Origin of the sequence: Caulobacter sp. CCUG 60055, assembly GCF_022750545.1 — a bacterium.
Lineage (GTDB): Bacteria > Pseudomonadota > Alphaproteobacteria > Caulobacterales > Caulobacteraceae > PUIC01.
Window position 1 is genome coordinate 145428 of the sequence record NZ_PUIC01000009.1, and the last position, 25190, is coordinate 170617.

27 protein-coding genes are annotated in these 25190 nt (G+C 71.0%); 13 read left to right on the plus strand and 14 right to left on the minus strand.

Annotated features, from left to right (window positions below; translation table 11 throughout):
- Window positions 1-31 precede the first annotated feature (31 nt).
- The 6 genes from C5708_RS14120 to hppD all read right to left on the minus strand — a co-directional run bounded on the left by C5708_RS14120 (window position 32) and on the right by hppD (window position 5440).
- On the minus strand, window positions 32-562 hold the full coding sequence (locus C5708_RS14120; protein WP_242922110.1) for a MarR family winged helix-turn-helix transcriptional regulator: 531 nt from the start codon (window positions 560-562) through the stop codon (window positions 32-34).
- Between the two features lie 20 nt (window positions 563-582).
- Window positions 583-1593, minus strand: a complete 1011-nt coding sequence (locus tag C5708_RS14125; RefSeq protein WP_242922112.1) for a fumarylacetoacetate hydrolase family protein — start codon at window positions 1591-1593, stop codon at window positions 583-585.
- The gene (locus tag C5708_RS14130; protein WP_242922114.1) at window positions 1590-1868 is read right to left on the minus strand and encodes a hypothetical protein; all 279 of its coding nucleotides are present in this window, start codon (window positions 1866-1868) and stop codon (window positions 1590-1592) included. The genes C5708_RS14125 and C5708_RS14130 overlap by 4 nt, the downstream gene beginning before the upstream one ends.
- 7 nt (window positions 1869-1875) lie before the next feature.
- Complete coding sequence (locus C5708_RS14135) at window positions 1876-3012, minus strand: homogentisate 1,2-dioxygenase (RefSeq protein WP_242922116.1); 1137 nt, start codon at window positions 3010-3012, stop codon at window positions 1876-1878.
- 124 nt (window positions 3013-3136) lie between these two features.
- On the minus strand, window positions 3137-4204 hold the full coding sequence (locus C5708_RS14140; protein WP_242922118.1) for an isoaspartyl peptidase/L-asparaginase: 1068 nt from the start codon (window positions 4202-4204) through the stop codon (window positions 3137-3139).
- Window positions 4205-4333: 129 nt separating this feature from the next.
- A complete protein-coding gene (gene hppD, locus C5708_RS14145; protein ID WP_242922120.1) occupies window positions 4334-5440 on the minus strand; it encodes a 4-hydroxyphenylpyruvate dioxygenase in 1107 nt (368 codons plus the stop codon).
- A gap of 187 nt (window positions 5441-5627) precedes the next feature.
- On the opposite strand from hppD, the gene C5708_RS14150 reads away from it, so the two are divergent.
- From C5708_RS14150 to C5708_RS14185, 8 genes are all read left to right on the plus strand, one after another.
- Window positions 5628-6206 carry a YqaA family protein gene (locus tag C5708_RS14150; RefSeq protein WP_242922210.1) on the plus strand — a complete coding sequence of 193 codons (579 nt, stop codon included), beginning with the start codon at window positions 5628-5630 and terminating at the stop codon, window positions 6204-6206.
- A gap of 63 nt (window positions 6207-6269) precedes the next feature.
- Window positions 6270-6797 carry a disulfide bond formation protein B gene (locus tag C5708_RS14155; protein ID WP_242922122.1) on the plus strand — a complete coding sequence of 176 codons (528 nt, stop codon included), beginning with the start codon at window positions 6270-6272 and terminating at the stop codon, window positions 6795-6797.
- Entirely contained in the window at window positions 6790-7347 is a 558-nt protein-coding gene (locus C5708_RS14160) for a demethoxyubiquinone hydroxylase family protein (RefSeq protein ID WP_242922124.1), read from the plus strand. The genes C5708_RS14155 and C5708_RS14160 overlap by 8 nt, the downstream gene beginning before the upstream one ends.
- Window positions 7348-7447: 100 nt before the next feature.
- The gene (locus C5708_RS14165) at window positions 7448-8617 is read left to right on the plus strand and encodes a divergent polysaccharide deacetylase family protein (RefSeq protein ID WP_242922126.1); all 1170 of its coding nucleotides are present in this window, start codon (window positions 7448-7450) and stop codon (window positions 8615-8617) included.
- 28 nt (window positions 8618-8645) lie between these two features.
- On the plus strand, window positions 8646-9122 hold the full coding sequence (locus C5708_RS14170) for an RNA pyrophosphohydrolase (protein WP_242922128.1): 477 nt from the start codon (window positions 8646-8648) through the stop codon (window positions 9120-9122).
- A gap of 40 nt (window positions 9123-9162) precedes the next feature.
- Window positions 9163-9951 (plus strand): alpha/beta hydrolase, encoded by a 789-nt coding sequence (locus tag C5708_RS14175; RefSeq protein WP_242922130.1) that lies wholly within the window; start codon window positions 9163-9165, stop codon window positions 9949-9951.
- Window positions 9952-10064: 113 nt separating this feature from the next.
- Window positions 10065-10820, plus strand: a complete 756-nt coding sequence (locus tag C5708_RS14180; protein WP_242922132.1) for an alpha/beta hydrolase — start codon at window positions 10065-10067, stop codon at window positions 10818-10820.
- A gap of 114 nt (window positions 10821-10934) precedes the next feature.
- Window positions 10935-11441, plus strand: a complete 507-nt coding sequence (locus C5708_RS14185) for a hypothetical protein (RefSeq protein WP_242922134.1) — start codon at window positions 10935-10937, stop codon at window positions 11439-11441.
- On the opposite strand, the gene sugE is transcribed toward C5708_RS14185, so the two are convergent.
- The 7 genes from sugE to C5708_RS14220 form a co-directional block, all read right to left on the minus strand.
- The gene (gene sugE / locus C5708_RS14190; RefSeq protein WP_242922136.1) at window positions 11343-11669 is read right to left on the minus strand and encodes a quaternary ammonium compound efflux SMR transporter SugE; all 327 of its coding nucleotides are present in this window, start codon (window positions 11667-11669) and stop codon (window positions 11343-11345) included. The genes C5708_RS14185 and sugE overlap by 99 nt on opposite strands.
- Window positions 11670-11810: 141 nt before the next feature.
- Window positions 11811-12497 (minus strand): hypothetical protein, encoded by a 687-nt coding sequence (locus tag C5708_RS14195; protein WP_242922138.1) that lies wholly within the window; start codon window positions 12495-12497, stop codon window positions 11811-11813.
- A 173-nt stretch (window positions 12498-12670) separates the two neighbouring features.
- The gene (locus tag C5708_RS14200) at window positions 12671-12931 is read right to left on the minus strand and encodes an ATP synthase F1 subunit epsilon (protein ID WP_242922140.1); all 261 of its coding nucleotides are present in this window, start codon (window positions 12929-12931) and stop codon (window positions 12671-12673) included.
- 6 nt (window positions 12932-12937) lie between these two features.
- Complete coding sequence (gene atpD, locus C5708_RS14205) at window positions 12938-14554, minus strand: F0F1 ATP synthase subunit beta (RefSeq protein WP_242922141.1); 1617 nt, start codon at window positions 14552-14554, stop codon at window positions 12938-12940.
- A gap of 41 nt (window positions 14555-14595) precedes the next feature.
- Window positions 14596-15477 (minus strand): F0F1 ATP synthase subunit gamma, encoded by an 882-nt coding sequence (locus C5708_RS14210; RefSeq protein ID WP_242922143.1) that lies wholly within the window; start codon window positions 15475-15477, stop codon window positions 14596-14598.
- A 35-nt stretch (window positions 15478-15512) separates the two neighbouring features.
- A complete protein-coding gene (atpA, locus tag C5708_RS14215; RefSeq protein WP_242922145.1) occupies window positions 15513-17045 on the minus strand; it encodes a F0F1 ATP synthase subunit alpha in 1533 nt (510 codons plus the stop codon).
- Window positions 17046-17054: 9 nt separating this feature from the next.
- Window positions 17055-17609: a F0F1 ATP synthase subunit delta gene (locus tag C5708_RS14220; RefSeq protein WP_242922146.1), complete on the minus strand. Its 555-nt coding sequence runs from the start codon at window positions 17607-17609 to the stop codon at window positions 17055-17057.
- A gap of 263 nt (window positions 17610-17872) precedes the next feature.
- Here C5708_RS14220 and C5708_RS19565 point away from each other — a divergent pair, with 263 nt between their 5' ends.
- The 3 genes from C5708_RS19565 to C5708_RS14235 all read left to right on the plus strand — a co-directional run bounded on the left by C5708_RS19565 (window position 17873) and on the right by C5708_RS14235 (window position 21367).
- The gene (locus C5708_RS19565) at window positions 17873-18547 is read left to right on the plus strand and encodes a methyltransferase domain-containing protein (protein ID WP_242922147.1); all 675 of its coding nucleotides are present in this window, start codon (window positions 17873-17875) and stop codon (window positions 18545-18547) included.
- Window positions 18544-19626, plus strand: a complete 1083-nt coding sequence (locus C5708_RS14230) for an endo-1,4-beta-xylanase (RefSeq protein WP_242922148.1) — start codon at window positions 18544-18546, stop codon at window positions 19624-19626. The genes C5708_RS19565 and C5708_RS14230 overlap by 4 nt, the downstream gene beginning before the upstream one ends.
- Window positions 19627-19771: 145 nt before the next feature.
- A complete protein-coding gene (locus tag C5708_RS14235) occupies window positions 19772-21367 on the plus strand; it encodes an MDR family MFS transporter (RefSeq protein ID WP_242922149.1) in 1596 nt (531 codons plus the stop codon).
- Window positions 21368-21412: 45 nt separating this feature from the next.
- On the opposite strand, the gene C5708_RS14240 is transcribed toward C5708_RS14235, so the two are convergent.
- A complete protein-coding gene (locus C5708_RS14240; protein ID WP_242922150.1) occupies window positions 21413-23572 on the minus strand; it encodes a primosomal protein N' in 2160 nt (719 codons plus the stop codon).
- Between the two features lie 126 nt (window positions 23573-23698).
- On the opposite strand from C5708_RS14240, the gene fsa reads away from it, so the two are divergent.
- Window positions 23699-24352, plus strand: a complete 654-nt coding sequence (fsa, locus tag C5708_RS14245; RefSeq protein WP_242922212.1) for a fructose-6-phosphate aldolase — start codon at window positions 23699-23701, stop codon at window positions 24350-24352.
- A gap of 26 nt (window positions 24353-24378) precedes the next feature.
- Window positions 24379-25071 (plus strand): DUF484 family protein, encoded by a 693-nt coding sequence (locus tag C5708_RS14250; RefSeq protein ID WP_242922151.1) that lies wholly within the window; start codon window positions 24379-24381, stop codon window positions 25069-25071.
- The last annotated feature ends 119 nt before the right edge of the window (window positions 25072-25190 follow it).

Below are 25190 nucleotides of genomic sequence, written 5' to 3' on the forward strand. Positions count from 1 at the left end.
ATGCGGCCCGCGTCGATCGGGCGGCGCCTGTTCAATCCGCGGACGGCTCTTCGCCGGACAGCTTCATCGCCGCCGCCTCCAGGCGCAGCAGCAGGCGCTTGAGGATGGCGACCTCGGACGGGTCGAGACCGGTCAGCAGGGCCGCTTCGTAGGCCAGGGCCAGGGGCGAGACGTCGCTGTGCAGGCGCCGCCCCTCGGCGGTCAGGGTCAGGTGGTGCGAGCGGCCGTCGGCCTCGTGCGCGGCCCGGGCGATCAGGTGGCGCCTGAACAGGCCCTGGGCGGCGCGGCTGACCGTCACCTTGTCCATGGCCGTGCGGGTGACGATGGCCTGCTGGGTCAGCGCCCCGTCCTCGGCCAGCACGCAGATCAGCCGCCATTGCGGAATCGGCAGGCCGAAGCGGTCCTCATAGGCGCGGGCGATCAGGCGGCTGACGGCGTTGGAGGACACCGACAGCCTGTAGGGCAGGTATTCGTCGAGCTTCAGCTCCGCCTCGGGAACGCCGGCCTTGTCGCCGGCCGGGCGTCCCTTGCGGTCGGGAAAGGGGGTGATGTCCGCGCCCATCGCGACCTCCCTTGCTGGTTTCAGGCCGGCGCCGCGACCGTCTGTTCGATGGCGCCGAAGATCGAGTGCCGCTTGCTGTCGCGCATCTCGATGCGCACCGCGTCCCCGCGGCGAAGGAACGGCGTCTTCGCCGCCCCCGCGAGCAGGGTCTCGACCGTCCGCACCTCGGCGATGCAGGAATAGCCGACGCCGCCCTCGGCGACCGGCTTGCCCGGGCCGCCGTCCGGACCGCGGTTGGACACCGTGCCCGAGCCGATGATCGTGCCCGCCGCCAGGGCGCGGGTCTTGGCCGCGTGGGCGACCAGGGCGCCGAAGTCGAAGGTCATGTCGATCCCGGCGTCGGCCTGGCCGAAGGCCTCGCCGTTCAGCTCGACCTCCAGGGCCCCGTGCAGCTTGCCGTCCTTCCACGCCTCGCCCAGCGCGTCGGGCGTGACGGCGACGGGCGAGAAGGCCGAGGCCGGCTTGGACTGGAAGAAGCCGAAGCCCTTGGCCAGCTCGTTCGGGATCAGGTTGCGCAGCGACACGTCGTTGACCAGCATCACCAGGCGGATCGCGGCCAGGGCCTCGTCGCGGCCGGCGCCCAGCGGCACGTCGCCGACGACCACCGCCACCTCGCCCTCCAGGTCGCAGCCCCACGCTTCGTCCGCCAACGGAATGGGATCGCGCGGCCCCAGGAAGCCGTCCGACCCGCCCTGGTACATCAGCGGATCGGTCCAGAAGCTGTCCGGCATCTCGGCGCCCCGCGCCTTCCGCACCAGCTGCACGTGGTTCACATAGGCCGAGCCGTCCGCCCACTGATAGGCGCGCGGCAGGGGCGAGGCGGCCTCGTGCTCGTGGAAGCGCTCCAGCGGCACCCCGCCGGTCTCGACGCTGGCGGCCAGGGCGCGCAGCAGCGGCTCGCACCGCTCCCAGTCGTCCAGGGCCGCCTGCAGGGTCGGCGCGATCGCGCCGGCGTCGGCGCACCAGGCCAGGTCGTTGGAGACCACCACCAGGCGCCCGTCACGCCCCGACTTCAATGACGCCAGCTTCACGCGCGCTTTCCTTTTTTGCTGATGACGCGGCTTGCGCGCACGCCATGCTCGTACCGCGAGGGTCCGCGATGGACGATCACCTCGCACAGGATGTCGCCGTCCGGCTCATCCTTCCAGATGTAGTTGCGCTCGACCGTGACGTTTCCACCGGCCGGGCCGATCCCGTCGAAACTGTCGCCCCAAGGGGTCAGCCTGGAAAGCTCGGCCCACGACAGGGTGGTCGCCGCCTTCAGCTCCTCGTCGGCCATGGCCTGCAGTTCGGGATCGCCGCTCATGCCGGGCTCAGGCGCCGGTCTTCCAGCTGTCGACATAGGCCGCGTTCTCGACCGCCGCCGCGCCCTCGCCGATCTCCAGCGGGTCGCGGGTGTCGATCATCACGGCGTATTCGTCGGTCGCGGGCTTGGTCTGCACCAGCATGTTCTTCAGCGCCTTGGGGTGCGGGCCGTGGGTGAAGCCCGACGGGTGGAAGGTCATCATGCCGGCGTCGATGTTGTCGCGGCTGAAGAAGTCGCCGGCATGGTAGAATAGCACTTCGTCGAAATCGTCATTATTGTGGAAGAACGGCACCTTCAGCGCCCCCGGGTCGGTCTCGAACGGCCGCGGGGCGAAGGTGCAGACCACGAAGCGGTCGCTGAGGAACGTCGTGTGGGCGCTGGGCGGCAGGTGGTAGCGGTGGCTGGCCACCGGCCGGATGTCGCGCACGTTCAGCCGCACGGGCGCCAGGTCGCCGTGCCAGCCGACCGCGTCCAGCGGGTTGTAGGGATAGGTGGCCACCGACACCTGGCCGCGCTTCTTGATCTCGACCGGGAACATGCCCTCCTCGGCCTGGTGGGCGCGGAAGGCCTCGTCCATCGCCGGGGTGTCGAGCACGGCCGGGTCGAACACGGCGTGGCCGCCGAGCAGGCCCTTGTCGGGCAGGGTGTAGTGGCTGTTGGTCGCCTCGATCATCAGCACGGCGGTCGGCGCCGAAGGGCGCAGCCGCCACATGGTGCCGCGCGGCAGCACGATGTAGTCGCCGGCCTCGTAGGCGATGCGGCCGTAGTCGCAGAACAGGTCGCCGGCGCCGGCGTGGACGAACAACAGCTGGTCGCCGTCGGCGTTGCGGGCCAGGGCCGGCATGGCCTCGGCCAGCTTCCAGAACCGCATGTCGACGGCGTTGTTATGCAGCACCCTGGGCGCGGCCCAGGGCGAGCCGTGCGCCTGGTTCAGGCCGTTGAGGTCGAAGGCGCGCGGCCGCAGCGGCCCCTCGAACGACGCCCAGCCGGTGGGCGGGCGCCTGTGGTGCAGGAAGGCGGCGGGGCCGAAGAAGCCCTCCTTCGAGATCTCGCGCTCATAGGTGCCGTCCGGCATGTCGGCGTGCGCCTGGCGCGAATGCTGTCCCTGCCCGCCGCGGACGGGAATCCAGTTGCCTTTGGCCATGAGGTCCTCCGCTAGTCCAACTTCCGCTCATCCCCGCGCAAGCGGGGATCCAGTCCAGCCTCCGATGGCCGAAGCAGATCTCTGGATTCCCGCTTGCGCGGGAATGAGCGGAGGAAGGCGTTCATCATTTCTCGTCGCTGAAAATCTGCACCACCGGCGCGCCGCCCTCGACCTGGCGGGCGCGGTACATGCCCGAGGTGTTGAAGCTCCAGGCCACGTCGCCCTTGGGGTCGACGGCGATGATCCCGCCGTCGCCGCCCAGCGCGGTCAGGCGCTTTTGGATCACCTCGTCGGCGGCGGCCTGCAGCGGCTTGTGCTCGTATTGCACCAGGGCGCAGATCTCGCGCGCCACGGTCAGACGGATGAAGTATTCGCCCGTGCCGGTGCCCGACACCGCGCAGGAGGCGTTGGCGGCGTAGGTGCCGGCGCCGATGATCGGGCTGTCGCCGACCCGGCCCCATTGCTTGGCCGTGGTGCCGCCCGTCGAGGTGCCGGCGGCGATGTTCCCGCGGCTGTCGAGGGCGACGACGCCGACCGTGCCGAACCTGTGGTCGTCGGGCACCAGCAGCGCGGCCGAGGGCTTGGCCGGTTCGGGCGGCGCGCCGGCCGGGCGCGGCGGGATCGGCAGGCCCTTGGCCTTCAATTCCTTGACCAGCCCCTGCCAGCGGCGCTCGGTGAAGAAGAAGCTGGGATCGACCTGTTCCAGGCCCTCCTTGCCGGCGAAGACGTCGGCGCCCTGGCCGATCAGCATGACGTGCGGCGACTTGTCCATCACCGCGCGGGCCAGGCTGATGGGGTGGCGCGTGCGGGTCACCCCGGCCACGGCGCCGGCCTTGAGGTTCGCGCCGTCCATGATCGCCGCATCGAGCTCGTTACGGCCCTCGGCGGTGAACACCGCGCCACGGCCGGCGTTGAACAGCGGGTCGTCCTCAAGGCCCTGGATCACCGCCTCGATGGCGTCGAGCGACGAGCCGCCGGCCTTCAGCACCCTGGTCCCGCGCTCCAGCGCCGCCGACATCGCCGCGCGATAGGCGGCCTCGGTCTTGGGGTCCATGTCCTTGCGGTCGATGATCCCGGCCCCGCCGTGGACGACGATCGCCCATTTCGGATGATCGGCGGCGAACGCCGGCGCGGCCTGAGCCGTCGCCGCCGTCACGCCCGCCAGGGCCAAAGCCGCCAGAACCTTCCTCATCGCGTTCCCCTACCCCGCTCGTCCCCGCGACGGCGGGGATCCAGGCTTGTTCTTGCCGCACCGGGGGCGGGTCGCGCACCCCTTAAAACGGTCCTGAACCTCCGCCGAGGCGGAACGAGCGGAGGAGACTCAGCCCTCGGCCTTCAGCACGCCGCGACGGATCTGGTCGAGCTCCAGGCTTTCGAACAGGGCCTTGAAGTTGCCCTCGCCGAAGCCCTCGTTGCCCTTGCGCTGGATGATCTCGAAGAAGATCGGGCCGCAGGCGTTCTCGGTGAAGATCTGCAGCAGCAGGCCCTGGCCCTCGGTCGGGGCGCCGTCGACCAGGATGCGGTTGGCCTGCATGCGCTGCAGGTCCTCGCCATGGCCGGGGACGCGCTTTTCGACGCCTTCGTAATAGGTCTGGGTGGTGTCCTGGAACGCCACGCCGCGGGCGCGCATGGTCTCGACCGTCTCGTAGATGTCGTCCGTGCCCAGGGCCAGGTGCTGGATGCCCTCGCCCTTATAGGTGTGCAGGAACTCCTCGATCTGGCTCTTGTCGTCCTGGCTCTCGTTGAGCGGGATGCGGATCTTGCCGTCGGGGCTGGTCATGGCCTTGGAGAACAGGCCGGTCTGCTTGCCTTCGATGTCGAAGTAGCGGATTTCGCGGAAATTGAAGATGCGCTCGTAGAAGCCCGCCCACTTGGCCATGTTGCCGCGGAAGACGTTGTGGGTCAGGTGGTCGAGATAGGTCAGGCCGACGCTGTTCTTCTTCTCGGCCTCGGCCGCGCCCTCGATGGCGATGAAATCGACGTCGTAGATCTCCTGGGCGCCGTAGCGATCGACCAGATAGAGGTAGCTGCCGCCGATGCCTTCGATGGCCGGGATGTTCAGCTCCATCGGCCCGACCGGGCCCTTCACTTCCTTGGCCCCGCGCTCGACGGCGAGCTTCAGGGCCTTGGCGGCGTCGCGCACGCGGAAGGCCATGGCGTTGGCCGAGGGGCCGTGGGCCTCGCGGAAATCGGCGACCTGGCCGGTCGGCTCCATGTTGAGCAGGAAGTTGATGTCGCCCTGCTTGTAGCGCACCACGTTCTTGGAGCGGTGGCGGGAAAAGGCGGTGAAGCCCATCGACTCGAACTGCCGGGCCAGCGCTTCCGGCTCGGGGCTGGTGAATTCGACGAACTCGAAGCCGTCGGTGCCCAGCGGGTTGTCGAACAGGTCGCGTTCGACCGGCTTGGCCAAGGTTTCCTGCGCGCTCATCGCGGCCTCCTCATCGATTTGCGGCATAGTATCATATGAAACTATCTGCGCAACGGCGAACCGAGACAGCCGCGCCGATGTCTGTTAGCAACCGGCCGACCCCGTTCGAGTTCCCGCCATGCCGACCGATCCCGCCGACGCCCAACAATCCCTCGGCCAGGACGCCGCCCCGGCGGCGCGCAAGGGGCTGCTGCGCGGCCTCTACGACTGGGTGATGTCGCTGGCGGCCAGCCCCAAGGCGCCCTGGTGGCTGGCGGCGATCGCCTTCGCCGAAAGCTCGGTCTTCCCGGCGCCGCCCGACGCCATGCTGGCGCCGATGGTGCTGGCCCGGCCCGAGCGCGGCTATCGCTACGCCGCCATCTGCACCCTGGGCTCGGTGCTGGGCGGGGCGCTCGGCTACGCCATCGGCTACTTCGCCGCGCCCCTGGGCCAGAAGCTGCTGGTCCTCACCGGCCACGCCGGCGGCCTGGCGCAGTATCGCGCCTGGTACGACCAGTTCGGCGTCTGGGTGATCCTGATCAAGGGGCTGACCCCCATTCCCTACAAGCTGGTGACCATCGCCTCGGGCCTGGCCGCCTTCAGCTTCCCGATGTTCATCGCCGCCTCCGTGGTCACGCGCGGGGCGCGCTACTTCCTCGTCGCCGCGGTGATCAAGCGCTTCGGCCCGCAATTGCTGCCGGTGATCGAGCGCAGGCTGGCCCTGTTCGCCGCCGCCGTCCTGGCGCTGCTTGTCGGGGGCTTCGCCCTGGCCCATTTCCTACACTAGACTGCCCAGGTTAGATCGAGGACCAGCCGCGCCGCTTCGGCGCCGCGCCGCAACGGGAACGTCATGAACCTCATCGCCGGCATCGCCCGCCCCGTCCTCAAGCAATGGCCGCTGGTCGCGCTGATCACCGCCCTGGCCATGCTGGCGATCGCCCACGCCTTCGAGACCTTCGGCGGGCTGGCGCCCTGCACCCTGTGCCTGCGCCAGCGCGAGGTCTATTGGGCGGCCGCCAGCGTGGCGGCGCTCGGCGTGCTGATCAGCTACACCCGCTGGCGGCCCCTGGGCGACCGGGCCGCCGGCTGGGCGCTGGCGGCGGTCTTCCTGTTCGGCATGGGCGTCGCCGTCTGGCACGCCGGGGCCGAATGGAAGTTCTGGCCCGGCCCGGCCACCTGTTCGGGCGGCGGCGGCAAGGTCACCGCCGCGGCGATGCAGGACCTGCTCAACGGCGCCAGGCTGGCCGCCCCGCGCTGCGACGAGGCCGCCTGGCGGTTCCTCGGCCTGTCCATGGCCGGATGGAACGTGCTGATCTCGCTGAAGATGGCGGTCTGGAGCGTCCTGGCCGGCCTGGGATGGGAGCCGAAACGTGTCTAACCCGCCGCCCCGCCCCGGCCTCGGCGCCCCCGAGGCCCGCCTCGCCGAGATCCTGCGCGTCGACCACGCCGGCGAACTGGGCGCCGTGCACATCTATCGCGGCCAGCGGGCGGTGCTGAACCGCGCGCCGGGCAAGGACCGCATCGCCTTCCAGCTGCAGGAGATGGAGGCGCACGAGGCCGAGCACCTGGCCGCCTTCGACGACCTGCTGACCGCGCGCCGCGTCCGGCCGACCCTGATGACGCCGCTATGGCGCGCCGCCGGCTTCGCCCTCGGCGCCGGCACCGCCCTGCTCGGCGAGAAGGCCGCCCACGCCTGCACCGAGGCGGTCGAATCGGTGATCGAGCAGCACTACGCCGGCCAGATCGCCGAGCTGGAGGAGACCGAGCCCGACCTGGCCGCCAAGCTGACCAAGTTCCGCGACGACGAACTGGCCCACCGCGACCAGGCCGTCGAGGAAGGCGCCCGCCAGGCCCCGGCCTATCCCCTGCTGTCGGCGGTGATCCGCGCCGGCTGCCGCGCGGCGATCAAGATCTCCGAAAAGGTCTGAGCGCCCGCGGGGACCCGCCGGCCGGTTGCGCTTTGTTAACCATAACCGCCGACCTTCCGCTCAGGCGCCGACGCACGAATCCCGGCGCCGACGGATCGTCATGTTCGGCAAGAAGACAGCAGCCAGCGCCGTTCGCGCCTCCGCCCCCCCGTCCGACGCCGCGGCGGCGGCCCTGCCCATCAATCCCTATGTCGGCGCCAGCGCCGCGGCGGTGTTGTTCCTCGGCGCCGCGGTCAGCCTGATCGCCGTGGCCGGCGACCCCCGCGCGGGCGTGCCCTCGGTGCGCATCGCCCTCAGCGGCCAGGACGCCCCGACCGCCCCGCCCGGCTGGCGCGAGGCGCTGACGCCCGACAAGCCGGGCGACGCCCCGGTGACCACCGACACGCTGGAGCTGTTCAACACGCCGCTCGACGCCGGCGCGCCGCCGGGCGAGGCGATCATCACCCTGCCGGGCGCCGCGCCGGCCGCCGGCATGGGCGCCGCCGCCAATCCGCAGGCCCTGCCCCCGGCCCCCGCCGCCGGCCTGACCGAGCCCGGCCCCGGCGGCCCGCTGCCGATCATCGCTTCCGACGGCCGCACGGCGGCGCAGGTCTACGCCCGGCCGTTCCGCTCGAACGGCAAGCCCAAGGTGGCCATCGTCGTCGGCGGCCTGGGCCTCAAGGCCGCCACCACCCGCCAGGCCATCGAGCAGCTGCCGCCCGAGATCACCCTGTCGTTCGTGCCCTCGGCCGACGGCCTGCAGGGCTGGATCGACCTGGCGCGGGCCAACGGCCACGAGGTCCTGCTCGAGGCGCCGATGGAGCCGCTGGACTATCCCGAGAGCGACCCGGGCCCCTACACCCTGATGGCCAACGCCGCGCCGCAGGAGACCATCAAGAAGCTGGAATGGCTGCTGACCCGCGCCACCGGCTATTTCGGCGTGACCAACTATCTCGGCTCGCGGTTCGTCGCCTCCGACCAGGGCATGGCCGCCTTCTCGACGGGCCTGCGCCAGCGCGGCCTGGCCTTCGTCGACGACGGCTCGGCGGTCCGCCGGGGCGGCGGCGTGCCCCGCGCCTCGGCCGACGCCATCATCGACGACCAGCTGGACGCCGCGGCCATCGACAAGCGGCTGCTCGGCCTGGAGGCCGCCGCCCTGCAGCACGGCCAGGCGATGGGCTCGGCCTTCGCCTGGCCGCTGACCCTGTCCCAGGTCTCGGCCTGGGCGGCCGGCCTGCAACAGCGCGGATACCAGCTCGCCCCGGCCTCGGCCCTGATGATAAAGCGATAGCCGAAGCAGAGACGCCGGGCGACGCCGCATGGACCTTTCATCCTACCGCCCCAATGTCGGCGTGGTGCTGTTCAACGCCGCGGGCCGGGTGTGGTACGGCCGCCGCGCCGCCACGCCCGGCCCGTTCAACTGGCAGTTCCCGCAGGGCGGCGTCGACGACGGCGAGGACCTGGAGCACGCGGCCCTGCGCGAGCTGGCCGAAGAGACCGGCGTGACCTCCGTCCGGCTCCTGGGCCGCACCGACGGCTGGATCACCTACGATTTCCCCGCCGACTATCGCGGCAGCAAGGCCGCGCGGGGTTGGCGGGGCCAGCGCCAGGTCTGGTTCGCCCTGCGCTTCGTCGGCGACGACGACGAGGTGCGCCTGGACGCCCACCCCCAGATCGAGTTCGACGCCTGGCGCTGGGGGGACCTCGACGAGGGCCCCGATCTGGTCATACCCTTCAAGAAGCCCGCCTATCAGGAGGTCGTCAGAGCCTTCCGGCGGTTCGCGGGCCAAGGCTAGCCGCGCCCCTGCGGCGACGCCGGCGCCCCGGGGGGAGACCATGACCAGCACGGCCATCTTCATGATCCACGGCTACGGCTGCACCGGCGCGGCCTGGAGCCGGTTCGCCGAGGGCTTTCGCGCGCGCGGCCGCGCGGTGGAGACCCCGACCATCCGCCCGCTGGAGCGCCTGGCCGGCCCCCCGCCCGCCTCGCTGGCGACGCGGACGCTGCAGGACTATGTCGAGGACATGGCCGCCGAGGTCGAGACCCTGGCCGCCGCCAACGGCGAACAGCCGATCCTGTTCGGCCATTCGATGGGCGGCCTGATCTGCCAGAAGCTGGTCGAGCGGGGCCTGGGCAAGGCGGCCGTGCTGATGGCGCCCGCCTCGCCGGCCGACGCCCGCGGCAAACCCGCCCTGGCCCCGGCCCTCACCTTCCTCAACGTCCTGGTCGCGGCCCGGCCGGAGACCAAGTCGTTCAAGATCTGGCGGACCGGCTTCGGCTGGGGCGTGCTCAACCGCGTCCCGCCGGCCCGGCACGCGGCCCTCTACGCCGAGGCCGTCCACGATTCGGGGCGGGTGCTGTCCGACCTCGCCTATCCCGCCCGCGATCCCAACCGCACGGCCTATGTCGACGAGAGCCGCATCTCCGTCCCGGTGCTGGTCTGCGCCGGGGCGCACGACCGCACCACGCCGATCGGCGACCTTCGCCGCGTCGGCGACAAGTACCGCCGTATCGGCGGCGACTATCGCGAATATCCCGACAACGCCCATTGGATCGTCGACGAACCGAACGCCGAGGCGGTGATCGCCGACATCGACGCCTGGCTGGCGCGGAAGGGCCTGTAGCGGCGGCCTGACCCGGCCCGGCCGGCAGATTTCGCTTTCGCGGGCCGGCGGGCGCCCTAGACTGGAATCAAACGGGCGTAAGACCCGCGACGTCATCGAGCAAGCGAGGGGTCATGCCGGCGCCGATCATCATGGTGCATGGCGCGTTCTGCGGCGGCTGGGTGTTCGACCGTTTCAGGCGGCCATTCGAGGCGGCGGGACACGCCGTGCTCGCTCCCGACCTGCGCGGCCACGGCGACGGCCGGCCGGTGGCGGGGGTGTCGATGGGCGACTACGCCGCCCAGATCGCCGACGCCGTCGACGCCTGCGCCGCGCCGCCGATCCTGGTCGGCCATTCGATGGGCGGACTGGTGGCCCAGATGGCCGCCGCCCGGCGCCCGGTCGCCGGCCTGGTGCTGCTGGCGCCTTCGGCCCCCTGGGGCGTGGCCGGCTCGACGGTCGAGGAGGCCGCCTCGGCCTTCAGCCTCTATGCGCTGGGGCCGTTCTGGGCCCAGGCCGTCGAACCCGACTACGCCCTCGCCAAGCTCTACAGCCTCGACCGCATCGCCAGCCCCGAGCGGCGGCGGATCTTCTCGCGCATGACCGCCGAGAGCGGCCGGGCGCTGTGGGAGACGCTGAACTGGTGGCTGGACCCGTTCATGACCACCCTGGTTCCGGCCCACAAGGTCGCCGCCCCCGCCCTGGCGCTGGCCGGCGGACGCGACGCCGTGCACCCGCCCGCCACCGTGCGCCAGACCGCCGCCCGGCTGGACGGCGACTGCCAGGTGTTCGCCGAGATGTCGCACTGGCTGCCGGGCGAACCGGGTTGGGACGCCGTGGCGGCGGCCTGCCTGGCCTGGCTGCCGGCCGAGGCCAGGGCCGCCGCCTGACCGCCGGCTGCGGCGGAATGTATCGCCCGCGCCCCGGACCGCGCCCTTGGACGACTCGCCAAGGGGGCGCATAACCACCGCATCACGCGAAACGCCGCTGCACGAGGGGAACCGATGGCGGCCCAGGACATCCGCCCGCCCGGCGCCGGCCGGTCGGAGCCGCATCCGCGTCAGGCCGCGCTGGCGGTCGCCGCCGGCCTGCTGATCGCCGCCGTCGCCCTGGAGGCGGCCGAGACCCTGTGGACCGCCTCGCCCGCCGTCGCCGGTCTGAACGCGGGGATGCAGGCCGCCCTGGACTGGGCCGGTCGCGCCGCCTCCCGCCTTGTCGCGTTGGGCGCCTGGACCATCCCGGCGACGGCGGTGCTGGCCGGGATGGCGCCGGTGCTGTGTGCGGCCCTCGGCGAGCGCGTGCGGGCGCGGCGGCGGCGTGGACGACCGGCGCCGGCGGCGGCCCAGCCCAACTGGATTATCGCGCCGGCGGAGGCGGGCCCCGGCGAGGGTTTCGGCTGGCGGGCGGCCCTGTCAGGCGTGCGGCGGCGTGAACAGCTTGAGGCCGAGGATGCCGGTGACGATCAGGCCCACGCAGACCAGCCGCGCGACGGTCGCCGGCTCGCGGAATAGGAAGATCCCCAGCGCCACGGTGCCGACGGCGCCGATGCCGGTCCAGACCGCATAGGCGGTGCCGAGCGGCAGGGTCTTGATCGACCAGCCGAGCAGGGCCATCGACAGCAGCAGGCTGACGCCGGTGAACACCGTCGGCCCGATGCGGGTGAAGCCTTCGGTGTATTTGAGGCCCACGGCCCAACCGACCTCGAACAGGCCAGCGACGAACAGGACGACCCAAGCCATGATTTTCCTCATGGGCTGCGGCAGGGTCGTCCCCGCCTCAATTCAGGAGAACCGGCCGGGTCGTCCCGGCGGAGGCGTCAAGCGCCAGGGCCTATATAGGGAGCCGCCGAGGAAACGGCAGCCCCCTTCGCCCCGCGGCGCCTACTGGGTCTTGACGACGCTGTAGAGCAGCGTGGCTTCGTCGGCGTCGCGGCGGATCGACGAACCGTCGGTCTTGTGCAGGCTGACGAACACCAAGCCGGCGCGGGCGCCGTCGAGATTGCTCTCCCACGAGAAGGTGCGGCGCTTGATGCCGTCCGCGCCCGGATATTCGTCGTTGCGATACAGCGTCATCAGCGGCGTGCGGTGGGCCGCCCAGGCGTTGAGGCCGTCGACGATCGGCTGGGTCTGGCCGATGGCGTAGTCGATGGTCAGCTGGCAGACGCCGGGGTTCGGCTCCTCGATGACCACAGTGTAGGGCTTGGCCCCCAGCAGCACCGTGTACTTGCCCTTGGTCTTCTTGAGGCCGAGGCCCTTGGCGAGGTCGTCGAGCTTCTTGCCGCCGGCGAGCGGCGTGCAGACCTGATCGAGCAGGCCGTTGATCTGCTGGCCGTCGCCCGAGGTCGGCAGCGGCGGCAGCTCGACCGGGGCCGGGGCCGGCGCGGCGGCCGGCTGGGCCGGAGCGGCGGGTTGCGCGGCGGAGGCCGCCGCCGGGGCGGCCGGGACGGGAGCCGGAGCCGGCGCCGGGCTCGGCTGGGCGGTCGGCGCCGGGGCGGAAGCCGGCGCCTGGGCGAACGCCGAGGTCGTGGCGATGGCGGAAACGGCGGCGACGGCCAGGGCGAGACGCATGAAGGTTCCCCGAGATGCTGGGCGGCGCGGAGAGGCCGCATCCCCCGTGTTCTACGCAAACACCCGCCTGCTGCAAGTGTTTGGCGTTCGCGAAGCCGGAATGTGGGCGCGCAAACGCAAAAAGGCCGGCGTGAAGCCGGCCTTTCAGCGATCGACGATATCGATAGGCGGCGTCAGACCGCCTCGACGGCGTGCTCGGCCAGGATGGTCAGGCCTTCCGGCGTGACGTCGGCGAAGCCGCCGTGGATCGAGAACGTGCGGCGGGCCTGGCCGTCATAGACGGTGACCTGTCCTTCCTTCAGCGTGGTCATGAACGGCGCGTGGCCGGCCAGGACGCCGAAGTCGCCTTCGGTCCCCGGCGCGTCGACCTGGTCGACCTCGCCGGAGAACAGTTCGCGCTCGGGCGCGACCAGGGAGAAGTGGAGCTTGGCCATCGGTCCTTAGGCTTCCGCAGCGATCTTCTCGGCCTTGGCCACAGCGTCTTCGATGGTGCCGACGTTGTAGAAGGCCTGTTCCGGCAGGTGGTCGTACTCGCCGTCGCACACCGCCTTGAACGAGCGGATGGTATCTTCGAGCGAGACGAAGATGCCGGGGGTGTTGGTGAACTGCTCGGCCACGTGGAACGGCTGCGACAGGAAGCGCTGGATCTTACGGGCGCGGGCGACCGTCAGCTTGTCCTCTTCCGACAGCTCGTCCATGCCCAGGATGGCGATGATGTCCTTCAGGGCCTTGTAGGCCTGCAGGATTTCCTGGACGCGACGGGCGACGTTGTAGTGCACCTCGCCGATCACCAGCGGATCGAGGATGCGCGAGGTCGAGTCGAGCGGGTCCACGGCCGGGAAGATGCCCTGGGCGGCGATGTCGCGGCTCAGAACGGTGGTGGCGTCCAAGTGGGCGAACGAGGCGGCCGGGGCCGGGTCGGTCAAGTCATCGGCCGGGACGTAGATGGCCTGGACCGAGGTGATCGAGCCCTTGTTGGTCGAGGTGATGCGCTCTTGCAGATTGCCCATCTCGGTGGCGAGGGTCGGTTGGTAACCCACCGCCGAGGGGATGCGGCCCAGCAGGGCCGACACTTCGGCGCCCGCCTGGGTGAAGCGGAAGATGTTGTCGACGAACAGCAGCACGTCCTTGCCTTCCTGGTCGCGGAAGTATTCCGCGATGGACAGGCCGGTCAGGGCGACGCGGGCGCGGGCGCCCGGCGGCTCGTTCATCTGGCCGTAGACCAGGGCGCAACGGCTGTCGCCGCCGCCGCCGGCCTTGTTCACGCCCGACTCGATCATCTCGTGATAGAGGTCGTTGCCTTCGCGGGTGCGCTCGCCGACGCCGGCCAGCACCGAGTAGCCGCCGTAGGCCTTGGCGATGTTGTTGATCAGCTCCTGCATCGTCACGGTCTTGCCGACGCCGGCGCCGCCGAACAGGCCGGTCTTGCCGCCCTTGGTGTAGGGGCAGAGCAGGTCGATGACCTTGATGCCGGTGACCAGCACTTCGGCGCTGTTCGACTGCTCGGCGAACGAGGGCGCTTCGCGGTGGATGCTGCTGGTGAAGGTGTCGGCGATCGGGCCGGCTTCGTCGATCGGCTCGCCGATGACGTTCATGATGCGGCCGAGGGTGGCCGGGCCGACCGGAACGGTGATCGGGCCGCCGCTGTCACGCACCGGCTGGCCGCGGACCAGACCTTCGGTGGCGTCCATGGCGATGGTGCGGACGGTGTTTTCGCCGAGGTGCTGGGCGACTTCCAGGACCAGACGCGCGCCCGAGGCGGTGTTGACCGTCTCCAGCGCGTTCATGATCGCCGGCAGGGCGCCGGTGAACTCGACGTCGACGACGGCGCCGATGACCTGGGCGACGCGGCCGGTGGCGGCGCCGAGATCGGCGGGCTTGGTCGCGGCGGCCTTGGCGGCGGCGGGAGCCTTGGGCGCAGCGGCCTTCTTCGGCGCGGCGGCGGCCGCGGCGGGCGCAGCAGCAGCAGCGGCGGCCTTGGGGGCGGCGGGCTTCTTGGCGGCGGCCGCCTTCGGGGCGGCCTTTTCGGCGGGAGCCTTAGCGGGGGTCTTGGCCATGGCTGTTCTTGTCTTTCGTACGGTCTTGCGGCTTCAGGGCGTCAGATGGCTTCGGCGCCGGAGATGATCTCGATCAGCTCCTTGGTGATCTGCGCCTGGCGGGAGCGGTTGTATTCGAGGGTGTAGCGGTTGATCATGTCGCCGGCGTTGCGCGTGGCGTTGTCCATCGCGCTCATCTGGCTGGCGTAGAAGCCGGCCATGTTCTCGAGCAGGGCGGACAGGATCTGCACCGTGATGTTGCGCGGCAGCAGCGTCTCGAGGATCGCTTCCTCGGACGGCTCATATTCGTAGACCGCGCCCTTCAGGTCGATCTTCGGCCCGGAGGCGTCGTCGACCTGGGCCGGGATCAGTTGCTTGGCGGTGGGGATCTGGCTGATCACCGACTTGTAGCGGCTGTAGAACAGCGTGACCACGTCGACCTCGCCGCCCTCGTACAGCGAGGTGATCAGGTCGGCGATCGGCTGGGCCACGGCCAGCGTCAGGTGACGCTCGGCCGACAGGTCGAAGGTCTCGACGATCTTGTCCGCGTAGAGGCGGCGCAGCTGATCGCGCGACTTCTTGCCGACGCAGATGATCTTCACGTCCTTGCCGGCGGCCTGGAGCGAAGCGATCCGCTCGCGCGCCGCCCGGACGATGGACGAGTTGAACCCGCCCGCCAGGCCGCGGTCGGCGGCGGCCACCACGATCAGGTGGCGATCGTCGCGGCCGGTGCCGGCCAGCAGTTTCGGCGCGCCGTCGCCCGAGACGCCGGCGGCCAGGTTGGCGATGACCGCGGCCATGCGCTGGGCGTAGGGGCGCGCGCTTTCCGCGGCCTCCTGGCTCCGGCGCAGCTTGGCCGCCGCCACCATCTGCATCGCTTTCGTGATCTTCTGCGTGGCTTTCACGCTGGCGATCCGATTGCGCATTTCCTTGAGACTGGCCATCCGGCGCTACTCTCTCCGAGCGGTCGTCTGGGGTCTTAGGCGAAGGTGGCCGAGAAGCTTTCCAGCGCGCTCTTCAGCTTGCCTTCCAGCTCATCGTCCAGCGACTTCTTGGTGCGGATGCCGTCCAGCAGGTCCTTGTGCTGGCTGTGCAGGCGCGCCAGGAACTCCGCCTCGAAGCGGCCGACCGCCGAGGTCGGGATCCGGTCGAGATAGCCGCGGGTGCCGGCGTAGATCACGCAGACCTGCTCCTCGACCGCCAGCGGCGAGTATTGCGGCTGCTTGAGCAGCTCGGTCAGGCGCTCGCCGCGGGCCAGCTGGCGCTGGGTCGCCGCGTCGAGGTCCGAGCCGAACTTCGCGAAGGCGGCCATTTCACGATACTGGGCCAGCTCCGACTTGATGGGGCCGGCGACCTGCTTCATGGCCTTGATCTGGGCCGACGAGCCGACGCGCGACACCGAGATGCCGACGTTCACCGCCGGGCGGATGCCCTGGTAGAACAGGTCGGTCTCCAGGAAGATCTGGCCGTCGGTGATCGAGATGACGTTGGTCGGGATGTAGGCCGAGACGTCGTTGGCCTGGGTTTCGATGACCGGCAGGGCGGTCAGCGAGCCGGCGCCGTTGTCTTCGTTGAGCTTGGCGGCGCGCTCGAGCAGGCGGCTGTGCAGGTAGAAGACGTCGCCCGGATAGGCTTCGCGGCCCGGCGGACGGCGCAGCAGCAGCGACATCTGGCGATAGGCGACGGCCTGCTTGGACAGGTCGTCATAGATGATCAGGGCGTGCAGGCCGTTGTCGCGGAACCATTCGCCCATGGCGCAGCCGGCGAACGGGGCCAGGTACTGCAGCGGGGCCGGCTCGGAGGCGGTGGCCGAGACGACGATGGTGTAGTCGAGCGCGCCGTTCTCTTCGAGCGTCTTGACGATCTGGGCGACGGTCGAGCGCTTCTGGCCGATGGCGACGTAGACGCAGTAGAGCTTGGCCTTCTCGTCCTTGCCCGCGTTCACGGCCTTCTGGTTCAGGATGGTGTCGATGGCGACGGCGGTCTTGCCGGTCTGACGGTCGCCGATGATCAGCTCGCGCTGGCCGCGGCCGACGGGGATCAGGGTGTCGATCGCCTTCAGGCCGGTCTGCACGGGCTCGTGCACCGACTTGCGCGGGATGATGCCCGGCGCCTTGACGTCGACGCGGCGGCGCTCGTCCGAGACGATCGGGCCCTTGCCGTCGATCGGCTCGCCCAGCGGGTTGACGACGCGGCCCAGCAGGCCCCGGCCGACCGGCACGTCGACGATTTCGCCGAGGCGGCGGACTTCGTCGCCTTCGCGGATTTCACGGTCTTCGCCGAAGATCACGACGCCGACGTTGTCGCGCTCGAGGTTCAGGGCCATGCCCTTCACGCCGGCCTTGGGGAACTCGACCATTTCGCCGGCCTGGACGTTGTCGAGGCCGAAGATGCGGGCGATGCCGTCGCCGACCGACAGGACCTGACCGACGTCCGAGACGTCGGCGTCCTGGCCGAAGTTGGCGATCTGCGACTTGAGGATGGCCGAAATCTCGGCGGCGCGAATGTCCATGGCGGTATCTTACGCTCTCTTAAGGGCGAACTTGAGGGAGTCGAGCTTCGAGCGGAGCGAAGCGTCGAACAGACGGGAGCCGACGCGCACCTTGATCCCGCCAAGCAGGCTGGGATCGACGCGCGTCTCGATTTCGGGGTCCTTGCCAAGCGCCGTGCGCAGGGCGGCGGCGACGCCTTGGGTCTGGGCGGCGGTCAGCGGCAGGGCCGAGACCACCTCGGCCGAGACCACGCCGCGGTGATCGGCCGACAGCGCCTCGAAGGCCGCGATCATGGCCGGCAGGGCGTCGGCCCGGCGGTTGGCCGAGATCAGGCCGAGGAACTTCTTGGTGGTGGCGTTGAACCTGGCCTTGTCGGCGATGGCCGCCAGGCCCTTGGCCTTGTCCTCGGCCGAAAAGGCCGGCGAGGCCAGCAGGGCGCGCAGGTCGGCGCTGTCGGCGCGCATGGCCTTCAGCGCCTTGAGATCGGCCTCGACGGCCGCGATCGCGCCTTGGTCTTTCGCCAGATCGAACAGGGCCTGCGCGTACCGCGCGCCCACATCCGTAGCCTTGGAATCGTCCGCCACTTAAAAATCCGCCCGGTGCGTTTTCGCTATGCCGCTGCGGAAACTTCCGCCGCGACTCAAAGGCTTGAATGCGCTTGAGAAAGCACGCGAGTCAGCGGGGGCGTAAAAGCCCCCCTGGCTCGAAGCCGCGCGCCTGATAGCACGGGCTTTTCGCAGTCGCAACCGAGGGCGCGCCCGCCTTCAACCAACCCGAAAGAAACCCTGGGCTAAATCGCTGCCCGAGGGGCGCGCGGCGACGGCCGCCCCCCGGGGGAGCCGAGCGCGTGAATTTCATCCGTAGCCAGCAGGATTACGACAATCCGAACTCGCTCGCCTCGCGCTTCCGCCGCGCGCGGGCGCGCTGGATCAAGGCGCTGATCGATGAGGCCTTCGCCGAGCTGGGCCGCTGCCGGATCCTCGACCTGGGCGGCCGGCCCGACTATTGGCGGCTGATCGAGCGCGATTTCCTCGAAAGCCGCAAGGTCGGCATCGTCACCGTCAACCTGGAGCCCCAGGAGGCGGTCGACGACCCGCTGTTCGAACAGGTGCGCGGCGACGCCTGCCGGCTCGACTTCGCCGACGGGGCCTTCGACCTCTGCCATTCCAACTCGGTGATCGAGCATGTCGGCGACTGGGACCAGATGGAGCGTTTCGCGGCCGAGACGCGGCGCGTCGCCCCGCGCTATTATGTGCAGACGCCCTATTTCTGGTTCCCGGTGGAGCCGCATTTCTCGTCGCCGTTCTTCCACTGGGCGCCGGAGGCCGTGCGGGCGCGGCGGCTGATGCGGAAGGACCACGGCTTCATGGCGCGCACCGACGACATGGGCGAGGCGATGCGGGCGGTCCAGCACGCCCGGCTGCTCGACAAGGCGATGATGCGCCACCTGTTCCCCGACGCCCGCCACCAGGACGAGAAGGTGCTGGGCCTGACCAAGTCGCTGATGGCCGTCCGCGGATGACCACCCGCCGCGCCGCCCTGCACGCCGCCGCAGCCGCCCTGGCCCTGTCCGCCTGCGACGGCCCGCGCGCCCGCGGCGCCGACATGGCCGGCGGGCCGGTCCCGCCGCTGAAGTCGCTGGCCCCCTGCCCGGTCGGCTCGTGCGTGATGACGCCGCAGCTCTCCGACCCGGCCTTCGTGGCCCTGATCCGCGCCCACTTCAACCAGATCACCCCCGAGTGGGAGATGAAGATGGAGCGGGTGCTGGCCGACGACGGAACCTTCCGGTTCGACGCCGCCGACCGCATCGCCGATTTCGCGCGGGCCAACGGCTGGCGGCTGCACGGCACCACCCTGGTCTGGTACGCCCAGGACCCGGCCGCCTTCCGCCGCGTCGCCGGCGACCGCCGCGCCTTCGAGAACGCCTATCGCAACTACATCCTGGCGGTGGCCGGACGCTATCGCGGGCTGGCCTCGGGCTGGGACGTGGTCAACGAGGCGGTGGCCGAGGACGGCGACGGCTATCGCTCCGGCGTCTGGGGCCAGGCGCTGGGCGAGGACTACGCCGCCCTCGCCTTCGAGCACGCCAAGGAGGCCGACCCCGGCGCGATCCGCTTTCTCAACGACTACAATCTGGAGACCATGCCGGCCAAGCTCGACGCGTTCCAGCGGCTGCTGGAGCGGCTGCTCAAGCGGGGCGCGCCAGTGAACGGCGTCGGGATACAGAGCCACCTGTCCGCCGACCTGCCCCGCGGCTACGCCGCCCGCGCCATCCGCGCCCTGGCCAGCTTCGGCCTGCCGATCCACGTCTCCGAGCTGGACGTCTCCACCCGGCCGACGCGGTTCTCGCTCGAACCAATGTCCGGCCCGGCCGCGCTGGACAGCCAGGCCCGGGTGGTCGGCGAGGTGGTCGAGGCGTTCATGGACCTGCCGCCCGCCCAGCGCTACGCCTTCACGGTCTGGGGCGTCCGCGACGAGGATTCCTGGCTGCGCCGCCCGCCCAACGCCGGCGACGGCGCCGACCGGCCGCTGCTGTTCGACGACGCCGGCCGGCCCAAGCCGGCCTTCCAGGCCCTGGCGGCCGGGTTCCGGCGCGCCTGACCGCGGACGCCGCTCGGCGCGACATGGGGCAACCTCGCCCTCCCGGGCGGCCCTCGAAGCGCACGCCCTTACGACCGGGCTGGATTCGCCGGCGGCGCGTTCTATAGAGACGCCTCCGCCTCCCAGAACCTCGATCGGACCCGCCTTGTCCCAGGCCAAGACCTTCACCGAGGACGAACGCCGCATCACCCTGATCGGGGTGATGATCGTCTTCCTGCTGAGCGCCCTCGACCAGTCGATCGTCGGCACCGCCATGCCGCGCATCATCGCCGAGCTGAACGGCCTGTCGCTCTACGCCTGGGTGACCACCGCCTACCTGCTGACCTCGACGGTGATGGTGCCGATCTGGGGCAAGCTGGGCGACCTCTACGGCCGCAAGCCGATCCTGCTGGCCGGCATCGGCATCTTCCTGCTGGGCTCGTGGCTGTCGGGCCTGGCCGGGGAGTTCGGCGACATGCCCCTGCTGGGCGGCGGCATGATCCAGTTGATCGTCTTCCGCGCGATCCAGGGCATCGGCGGCGGCGCCCTTTTCACCACCGCCTTCGCCATCATCGCCGACCTGTTCCCGCCACGCGAGCGGGGCAAGTTCGCCGGGCTGTTCGGTTCGGTGTTCGGGCTGGCCACCGTGCTGGGCCCGGTGATCGGCGGCTATTTCACCGACCACGGCACGGTGCATCTGGGCGGCCACGTCGTCGCCGGCTGGCGGTGGGTGTTCTACTTGAACCTGCCGCTGTCGCTGCTGTCGCTGTTCATGATCATCGTCAAGATGCCCAAGCTCAGCCACCGGGCCACCGGCGAGATCGACTGGGCCGGCGCCGGGTTGCTGATCGCCGCCTTCACGCCGCTGCTGCTGGCCCTCAGCCTGGGCGGCCACGACTACGCCTGGACCTCGCCGACCATCCTCGGCCTGTTCGCCGGCGCGGCCGTGGCCCTGGCCCTGTTCCTGATCGCCGAGCGGGCCGCCCGCTCGCCGATCCTGCCGCTCGACCTGTTCGCCAACAAGGTGTTCGCCCTCAGCAACGTGGCGGGCTTCCTCATCGCCATGTCGTTCCTGGGCGTCGTCACCTTCCTGCCGCTGTACATGCAGCTGGGGATGGGTCTGGACGCCACCACCAGCGGCCTGCTGATCCTGCCGCTGATGGGCGGGCTGATCGTCGCCAGCACCGTCGCCGGCCGGCTCGTCACCCAGACCGGGCGCTACAAGCCGTTCATGATCGGCGGCGCCGTCCTTTTGGGGCTGGGCGTGCTGCTGCTCAGCCGGGTCGGCCCGCAGACCTCGATGTTCGACCTGTCCTGGCGGCTGGCGCTGGTGGGCATGGGCCTGGGCCCCGGCCAGAGCCTGTTCAGCATCGCCGCCCAGAACGCCGTGCCGCCGACCCAGCTGGGCGTGGTGACCAGCGCCAACCAGTTCTTCCGTCAGATCGGCTCGACCCTCGGCGTGGCGGTGTTCGGCGCCTTGCTGACCCACAACCTGACCAAGGGCCTGGGGCCGCGCGCGGCCGGCGTCGACATCGGCGCGCTGGAGGGCATGGCGCTCAAGGCCCAGGCGGCCGGGGCCTCGGCCTCGGTCGATCCCGCCCTGCGCCGGGTCATCTCCGACGCCATCACCGGCATGTACGGGTTCAGCCTGCTGATCATCGCGGCCGGCTTTGCGGCCATCCTGTTCATCCCCGAACTGCCCATGCGCAGCCGCCAGGTCCCCGGCGAGCCGGTCCTGGCCAAGGACCAGGCCAAGGCGTAGGCCAGGCCAGGCTAGGTCCCCCCCCCCCCACGGGGGGAGGGCATTTCACAGGAAGCTGTAGGGGTCGACGTCGACCACCACCCGCACCGAGGACGGAATGCGGGCGCGGGCCCGCCAGGCCGCCAGGAACCCCTGCAGGTCGACATTGCGGTCGGCCCGCACCAGGAACCGCTTGCGCCGTCGCCCGCGCACCAGGCCCAGCGGCGCATCGGCCGGACCATAGACCTCGACCCCCTCGGCGTTGGGCGTCGCCGCCGCCAGGGCCCGCACGTAGCCTTCCAGCGCGTCGGCGTCCGGGCCCGAGGCGATGATCGCCGCCAGCCGGCCATAGGGCGGCAGCTTGGCCAGCTCGCGCTCGGCCATCTCGGCGGCGACGAAGCCGTCGCGGTCCTGGGCCTTCAGGGCCTGCATCACCGTGTGCTCGGGCAGATAGGTCTGCAGCAGCGCCCGCCCCGGCCGCTCGTGGCGGCCGGCCCGCCCCGTGGCCTGGGCCAGCAGCTGATAGGTCCGCTCGGCCGCCCGCAGGTCGCCGCCGCGCAGGCCGAGGTCGGCGTCGACCACGCCGACCAGGGTCAGGTTCGGGAAGTTGTGGCCCTTGGCGGCCGCCTGGGTGGCGACCAGGATGTCGATCTCGCCCGCGCCCATGGCCGCCACCAGCGTCCGCGCCGCCTCGGCGTCGAACACCGTGTCGGAGGAGAACACCGCCACGCGCGCCTCGGGGAACAGCTCGCGCGCCTCTTCCTCCACCCGCTCGACCCCCGGGCCGATCGAGACCAGGCTGTCCGGCGCCCCGCAGTGCGGGCAGGCCTTGGGCTTGGGCATGGAGAAGCCGGTCAGGTGGCAGACCAGCTTGCCGGTGTAGCGGTGCTCGACCAGCCAGGAATCGGTGTCCGGCGCGGTCATCCGCTCGCCGCAGGCCCGGCACAGCACCAACGGCGCATAGCCCCGCCGGTTGAGGAACAGCAGGGTCTGCTCGCCGCGCCCGAAGGTCTCGGCCATCGCCTTGACCAGCGCCGGCGACAGCCACTTGCCGCTCTCCGGCGGCGTCTCGCGCATGTCGATCAGCGAAACGTCGGGCAGTTGCGCCGCACCGTGCCGCGAGGCCAGCCGCAGCCAGCGATAGCGGCCGGTCTCGGCGTTCCACAGGGTCTCCAGCGACGGCGTCGCCGAGGCCAGCACCACGCTCGCCCCCTCGATCCAGGCCCGGGCCACGGCCAGGTCGCGGGCGTGATAGATGAAGCCCTCCTCCTGCTTGTAGGAGCCGTCGTGCTCCTCATCGACGACGATCAGCCGCAGCTTGGCGAACGGCAGGAACAGGGCCGAGCGGGCGCCGACGACGATACGGCACCTGCCGGTGGCGACCGCCTCCCAGGCGCGGCGGCGACGCGGCGGCGTCACGCCCGAATGCCACTCGGCGGGGGTGACGCCGAACCGGGCCTCGAAGCGGGCGATCACCGCCTGGGTCAGGGCGATCTCGGGCAGCAGCACCAGCACCTGGGCCTGCGGATCGGCGGCCAGGGCGGCGGCGACCGTCTCCAGATAGACCTCGGTCTTGCCCGAGCCGGTGACGCCGTCGAGCAGCGCGGCCTGGTAGCCGCCGGCCTCGACCATGCCGGCCAGGGCGGCCGAGGCGGCGGCCTGGCTGTCGTTCAGCTTCTGCGGCGGCCGGGCCAGGTCGGGCTCGGGATAGTCCACCGCCGGAACCGACAGCCGCAGCTCCAGCGCGCCCTCGTCGATCAGCCCCTTGACCACCCCGCTCGACACGCCGGCCGCCTGGGCCAGGGCCGCCGGCGCCATCGGCGCGGTCGCGGCGGCCAGCGCCTTGGCGCGGGCCGGGGTCTGGCGGGCCGGCAGGACGCCGGTGGCGACGACCAGCCGCTCGGGTCGGGGCTTGGGCGCGCGCGAGCCGCGCAGGGCGATGGCCAGCGGCCAGCCGGGGGCGTCGACGGAATAGCGCGCCGCCCATTGGATGAACTCGACCGTCTTGGCCGGCAGGGCGGGCTCGTCGCGGCGCTCCAGCACCGGCTTGAGCGGTCGGTTGCCGCCCGTCCCGTCGCGCAGCTCGGTCACCACGCCGGTCATGCGGCGCGGCCCCAGCGGCACCACCACCTGGTCGCCGGGCGCCAGGGCCATGCCCTCCGGCTCGGCGTAGTCGAACGCCTCGGGCAGCGGCATGGGAATCAGGACCGAGGCGATGCGGCTCATGCCGCCAACCTGTCGTTCGCGGCCGGCCGGCCGTCAATTCCCGCTGCGGACCGCGGGCGTCTCGGGGTATGGAGGGGGTCTGGGTTCCCGCGCTCGCGGGGACGAGCGGATTTTGGGATGCCCACGATGCAACTGTTCCTCGATTCCACCGACACCGCCGTCATCGCCGACCTGGCGGCGACCGGCCTGGTCGACGGCGTCACCACCAATCCGTCTCTGATCGCCAAGTCGGGTCGTCCCATGCTGGAGGTCATCGCCGAGATTTGCGGTCTCGTCGAGGGGCCGGTGAGCGCCGAGGTCGCCGCCGTGGACGCCGAGGGCATGCTGGCCGAGGGCCGCAAGCTGGCCTCGGTCGCCGAGAACGTCGTGGTCAAGGTGCCGCTGACCCGCGACGGCCTGATCGCCGTCCGCGACTTCGCGGCGGAAGGCATCATGACCAACGTCACCCTGTGCTTCTCGGCCACCCAGGCGCTGATGGCCGCCAAGGCCGGCGCCACCTTCGTCTCGCCCTTCGTCGGCCGCCTGGACGACCACGGCGCCGACGGCATGGAGCTGATCCACGAGATCCGCACCATCTACGACAACTACGACTTCGACACCGACATCCTGGCCGCCTCGATCCGCAACCCGGCCCACGTCAAGGCCGCCGCCATCGCCGGCGCCGACTGCTCGACCATCCCGCCGGGGGTGTTCGCCGACCTCATCAAGCACCCGTTAACCGACAAGGGTCTTGAACAGTTCATGAGCGACTGGGCCAAGACGGGCCAGTCGATCCTGTAGCAGCCTCTTTCCTCGGAGACCGGTCGGTGAGCGACGCTTCCAAGACGCATAAGAACAAGCGGGAAGCCGAGCTCGAAAAGGACTGGAAGCAGGTCAAGGACTGGCTGCGCGAGCATCCGGACTATCTGCGCGGCGACGGCGCCCTGCTCTCCGAGCTGCACCTGTGGAACCGCGCCGCCAACGTGGTCGAGTTCGGCCCGGCGGCGCTGACCCGCATGTCGGCCGACAAGTCGCGCGAGAAGGCCGCCCGCAAGGAGCTGGAGCAGATCGCCCAGGCCAATTTCGCCGCCCAGGCCCAGACCCACGCGGCGGTGATCGACCTGCTCGAATCGCGCAACCACTCCGACCTCGCCCGCCGCGTCGACGACACCGCCCAGCTGCGCTTCGGCCTGGCCGGCGGCGTCATCGCCCTGGAGCGGCCCGGCGGCGTACCGGCCGGCTGGCGCGGCCTGGACGAAGGCATGGTCGACCTGGCGCTCGGCAGCGAGGGCCTGGCCAAGATGGGTCAGACCGCCTTCGCCGAGGCGCTGTTCGGCCCCGACGCCGGCGTGCGCAGCGTGGCGATGATCCGCATGGCCATCTGGGCTCCGGCGCGCCAGGGCGTGCTGGCCTTCGGCTCGCCCGACCCCGAGGGCTTCACCCGCGACATGGGCGTCGAGCTGGTCGCCTTCCTGGCCCGCGTCGTCGAACGGACGGCGGAACGATGGCCGGTGCTGTAATCGCTCTTCAGGTCCGCCCCCATTCATGGGGGAGGGGGACCATGCGCAGCATGGTGGTGGGAGCTCGACTGGGCTCTGAGTTGGCGGACGCCCCCTCCACCGCTTCGCGGTCCCCCTCC

Excerpts from the sequence above, each read along its gene's own strand:
- C5708_RS14120 (WP_242922110.1), bottom strand. The coding sequence starts at position 562 with ATGGGCGCGGACATCACCCCCTTTCCCGACCGCAAGGGACGCCCGGCC.
- C5708_RS14130 (WP_242922114.1), bottom strand. The coding sequence starts at position 1,868 with ATGAGCGGCGATCCCGAACTGCAGGCCATGGCCGACGAGGAGCTGAAG.
- C5708_RS14135 (WP_242922116.1), bottom strand. The coding sequence starts at position 3,012 with ATGGCCAAAGGCAACTGGATTCCCGTCCGCGGCGGGCAGGGACAGCAT.
- C5708_RS14140 (WP_242922118.1), bottom strand. The coding sequence starts at position 4,204 with ATGAGGAAGGTTCTGGCGGCTTTGGCCCTGGCGGGCGTGACGGCGGCG.
- hppD (WP_242922120.1), bottom strand. The coding sequence starts at position 5,440 with ATGAGCGCGCAGGAAACCTTGGCCAAGCCGGTCGAACGCGACCTGTTC.
- C5708_RS14155 (WP_242922122.1), top strand. The coding sequence starts at position 6,270 with ATGAACCTCATCGCCGGCATCGCCCGCCCCGTCCTCAAGCAATGGCCG.
- C5708_RS14165 (WP_242922126.1), top strand. The coding sequence starts at position 7,448 with ATGTTCGGCAAGAAGACAGCAGCCAGCGCCGTTCGCGCCTCCGCCCCC.
- C5708_RS14170 (WP_242922128.1), top strand. The coding sequence starts at position 8,646 with ATGGACCTTTCATCCTACCGCCCCAATGTCGGCGTGGTGCTGTTCAAC.
- C5708_RS14175 (WP_242922130.1), top strand. The coding sequence starts at position 9,163 with ATGACCAGCACGGCCATCTTCATGATCCACGGCTACGGCTGCACCGGC.
- C5708_RS14180 (WP_242922132.1), top strand. The coding sequence starts at position 10,065 with ATGCCGGCGCCGATCATCATGGTGCATGGCGCGTTCTGCGGCGGCTGG.
- C5708_RS14185 (WP_242922134.1), top strand. The coding sequence starts at position 10,935 with ATGGCGGCCCAGGACATCCGCCCGCCCGGCGCCGGCCGGTCGGAGCCG.
- sugE (WP_242922136.1), bottom strand. The coding sequence starts at position 11,669 with ATGGCTTGGGTCGTCCTGTTCGTCGCTGGCCTGTTCGAGGTCGGTTGG.
- C5708_RS14195 (WP_242922138.1), bottom strand. The coding sequence starts at position 12,497 with ATGCGTCTCGCCCTGGCCGTCGCCGCCGTTTCCGCCATCGCCACGACC.
- C5708_RS14200 (WP_242922140.1), bottom strand. The coding sequence starts at position 12,931 with ATGGCCAAGCTCCACTTCTCCCTGGTCGCGCCCGAGCGCGAACTGTTC.
- atpD (WP_242922141.1), bottom strand. The coding sequence starts at position 14,554 with ATGGCCAAGACCCCCGCTAAGGCTCCCGCCGAAAAGGCCGCCCCGAAG.
- C5708_RS14210 (WP_242922143.1), bottom strand. The coding sequence starts at position 15,477 with ATGGCCAGTCTCAAGGAAATGCGCAATCGGATCGCCAGCGTGAAAGCC.
- atpA (WP_242922145.1), bottom strand. The coding sequence starts at position 17,045 with ATGGACATTCGCGCCGCCGAGATTTCGGCCATCCTCAAGTCGCAGATC.
- C5708_RS14230 (WP_242922148.1), top strand. The coding sequence starts at position 18,544 with ATGACCACCCGCCGCGCCGCCCTGCACGCCGCCGCAGCCGCCCTGGCC.
- C5708_RS14240 (WP_242922150.1), bottom strand. The coding sequence starts at position 23,572 with ATGAGCCGCATCGCCTCGGTCCTGATTCCCATGCCGCTGCCCGAGGCG.
- fsa (WP_242922212.1), top strand. The coding sequence starts at position 23,699 with ATGCAACTGTTCCTCGATTCCACCGACACCGCCGTCATCGCCGACCTG.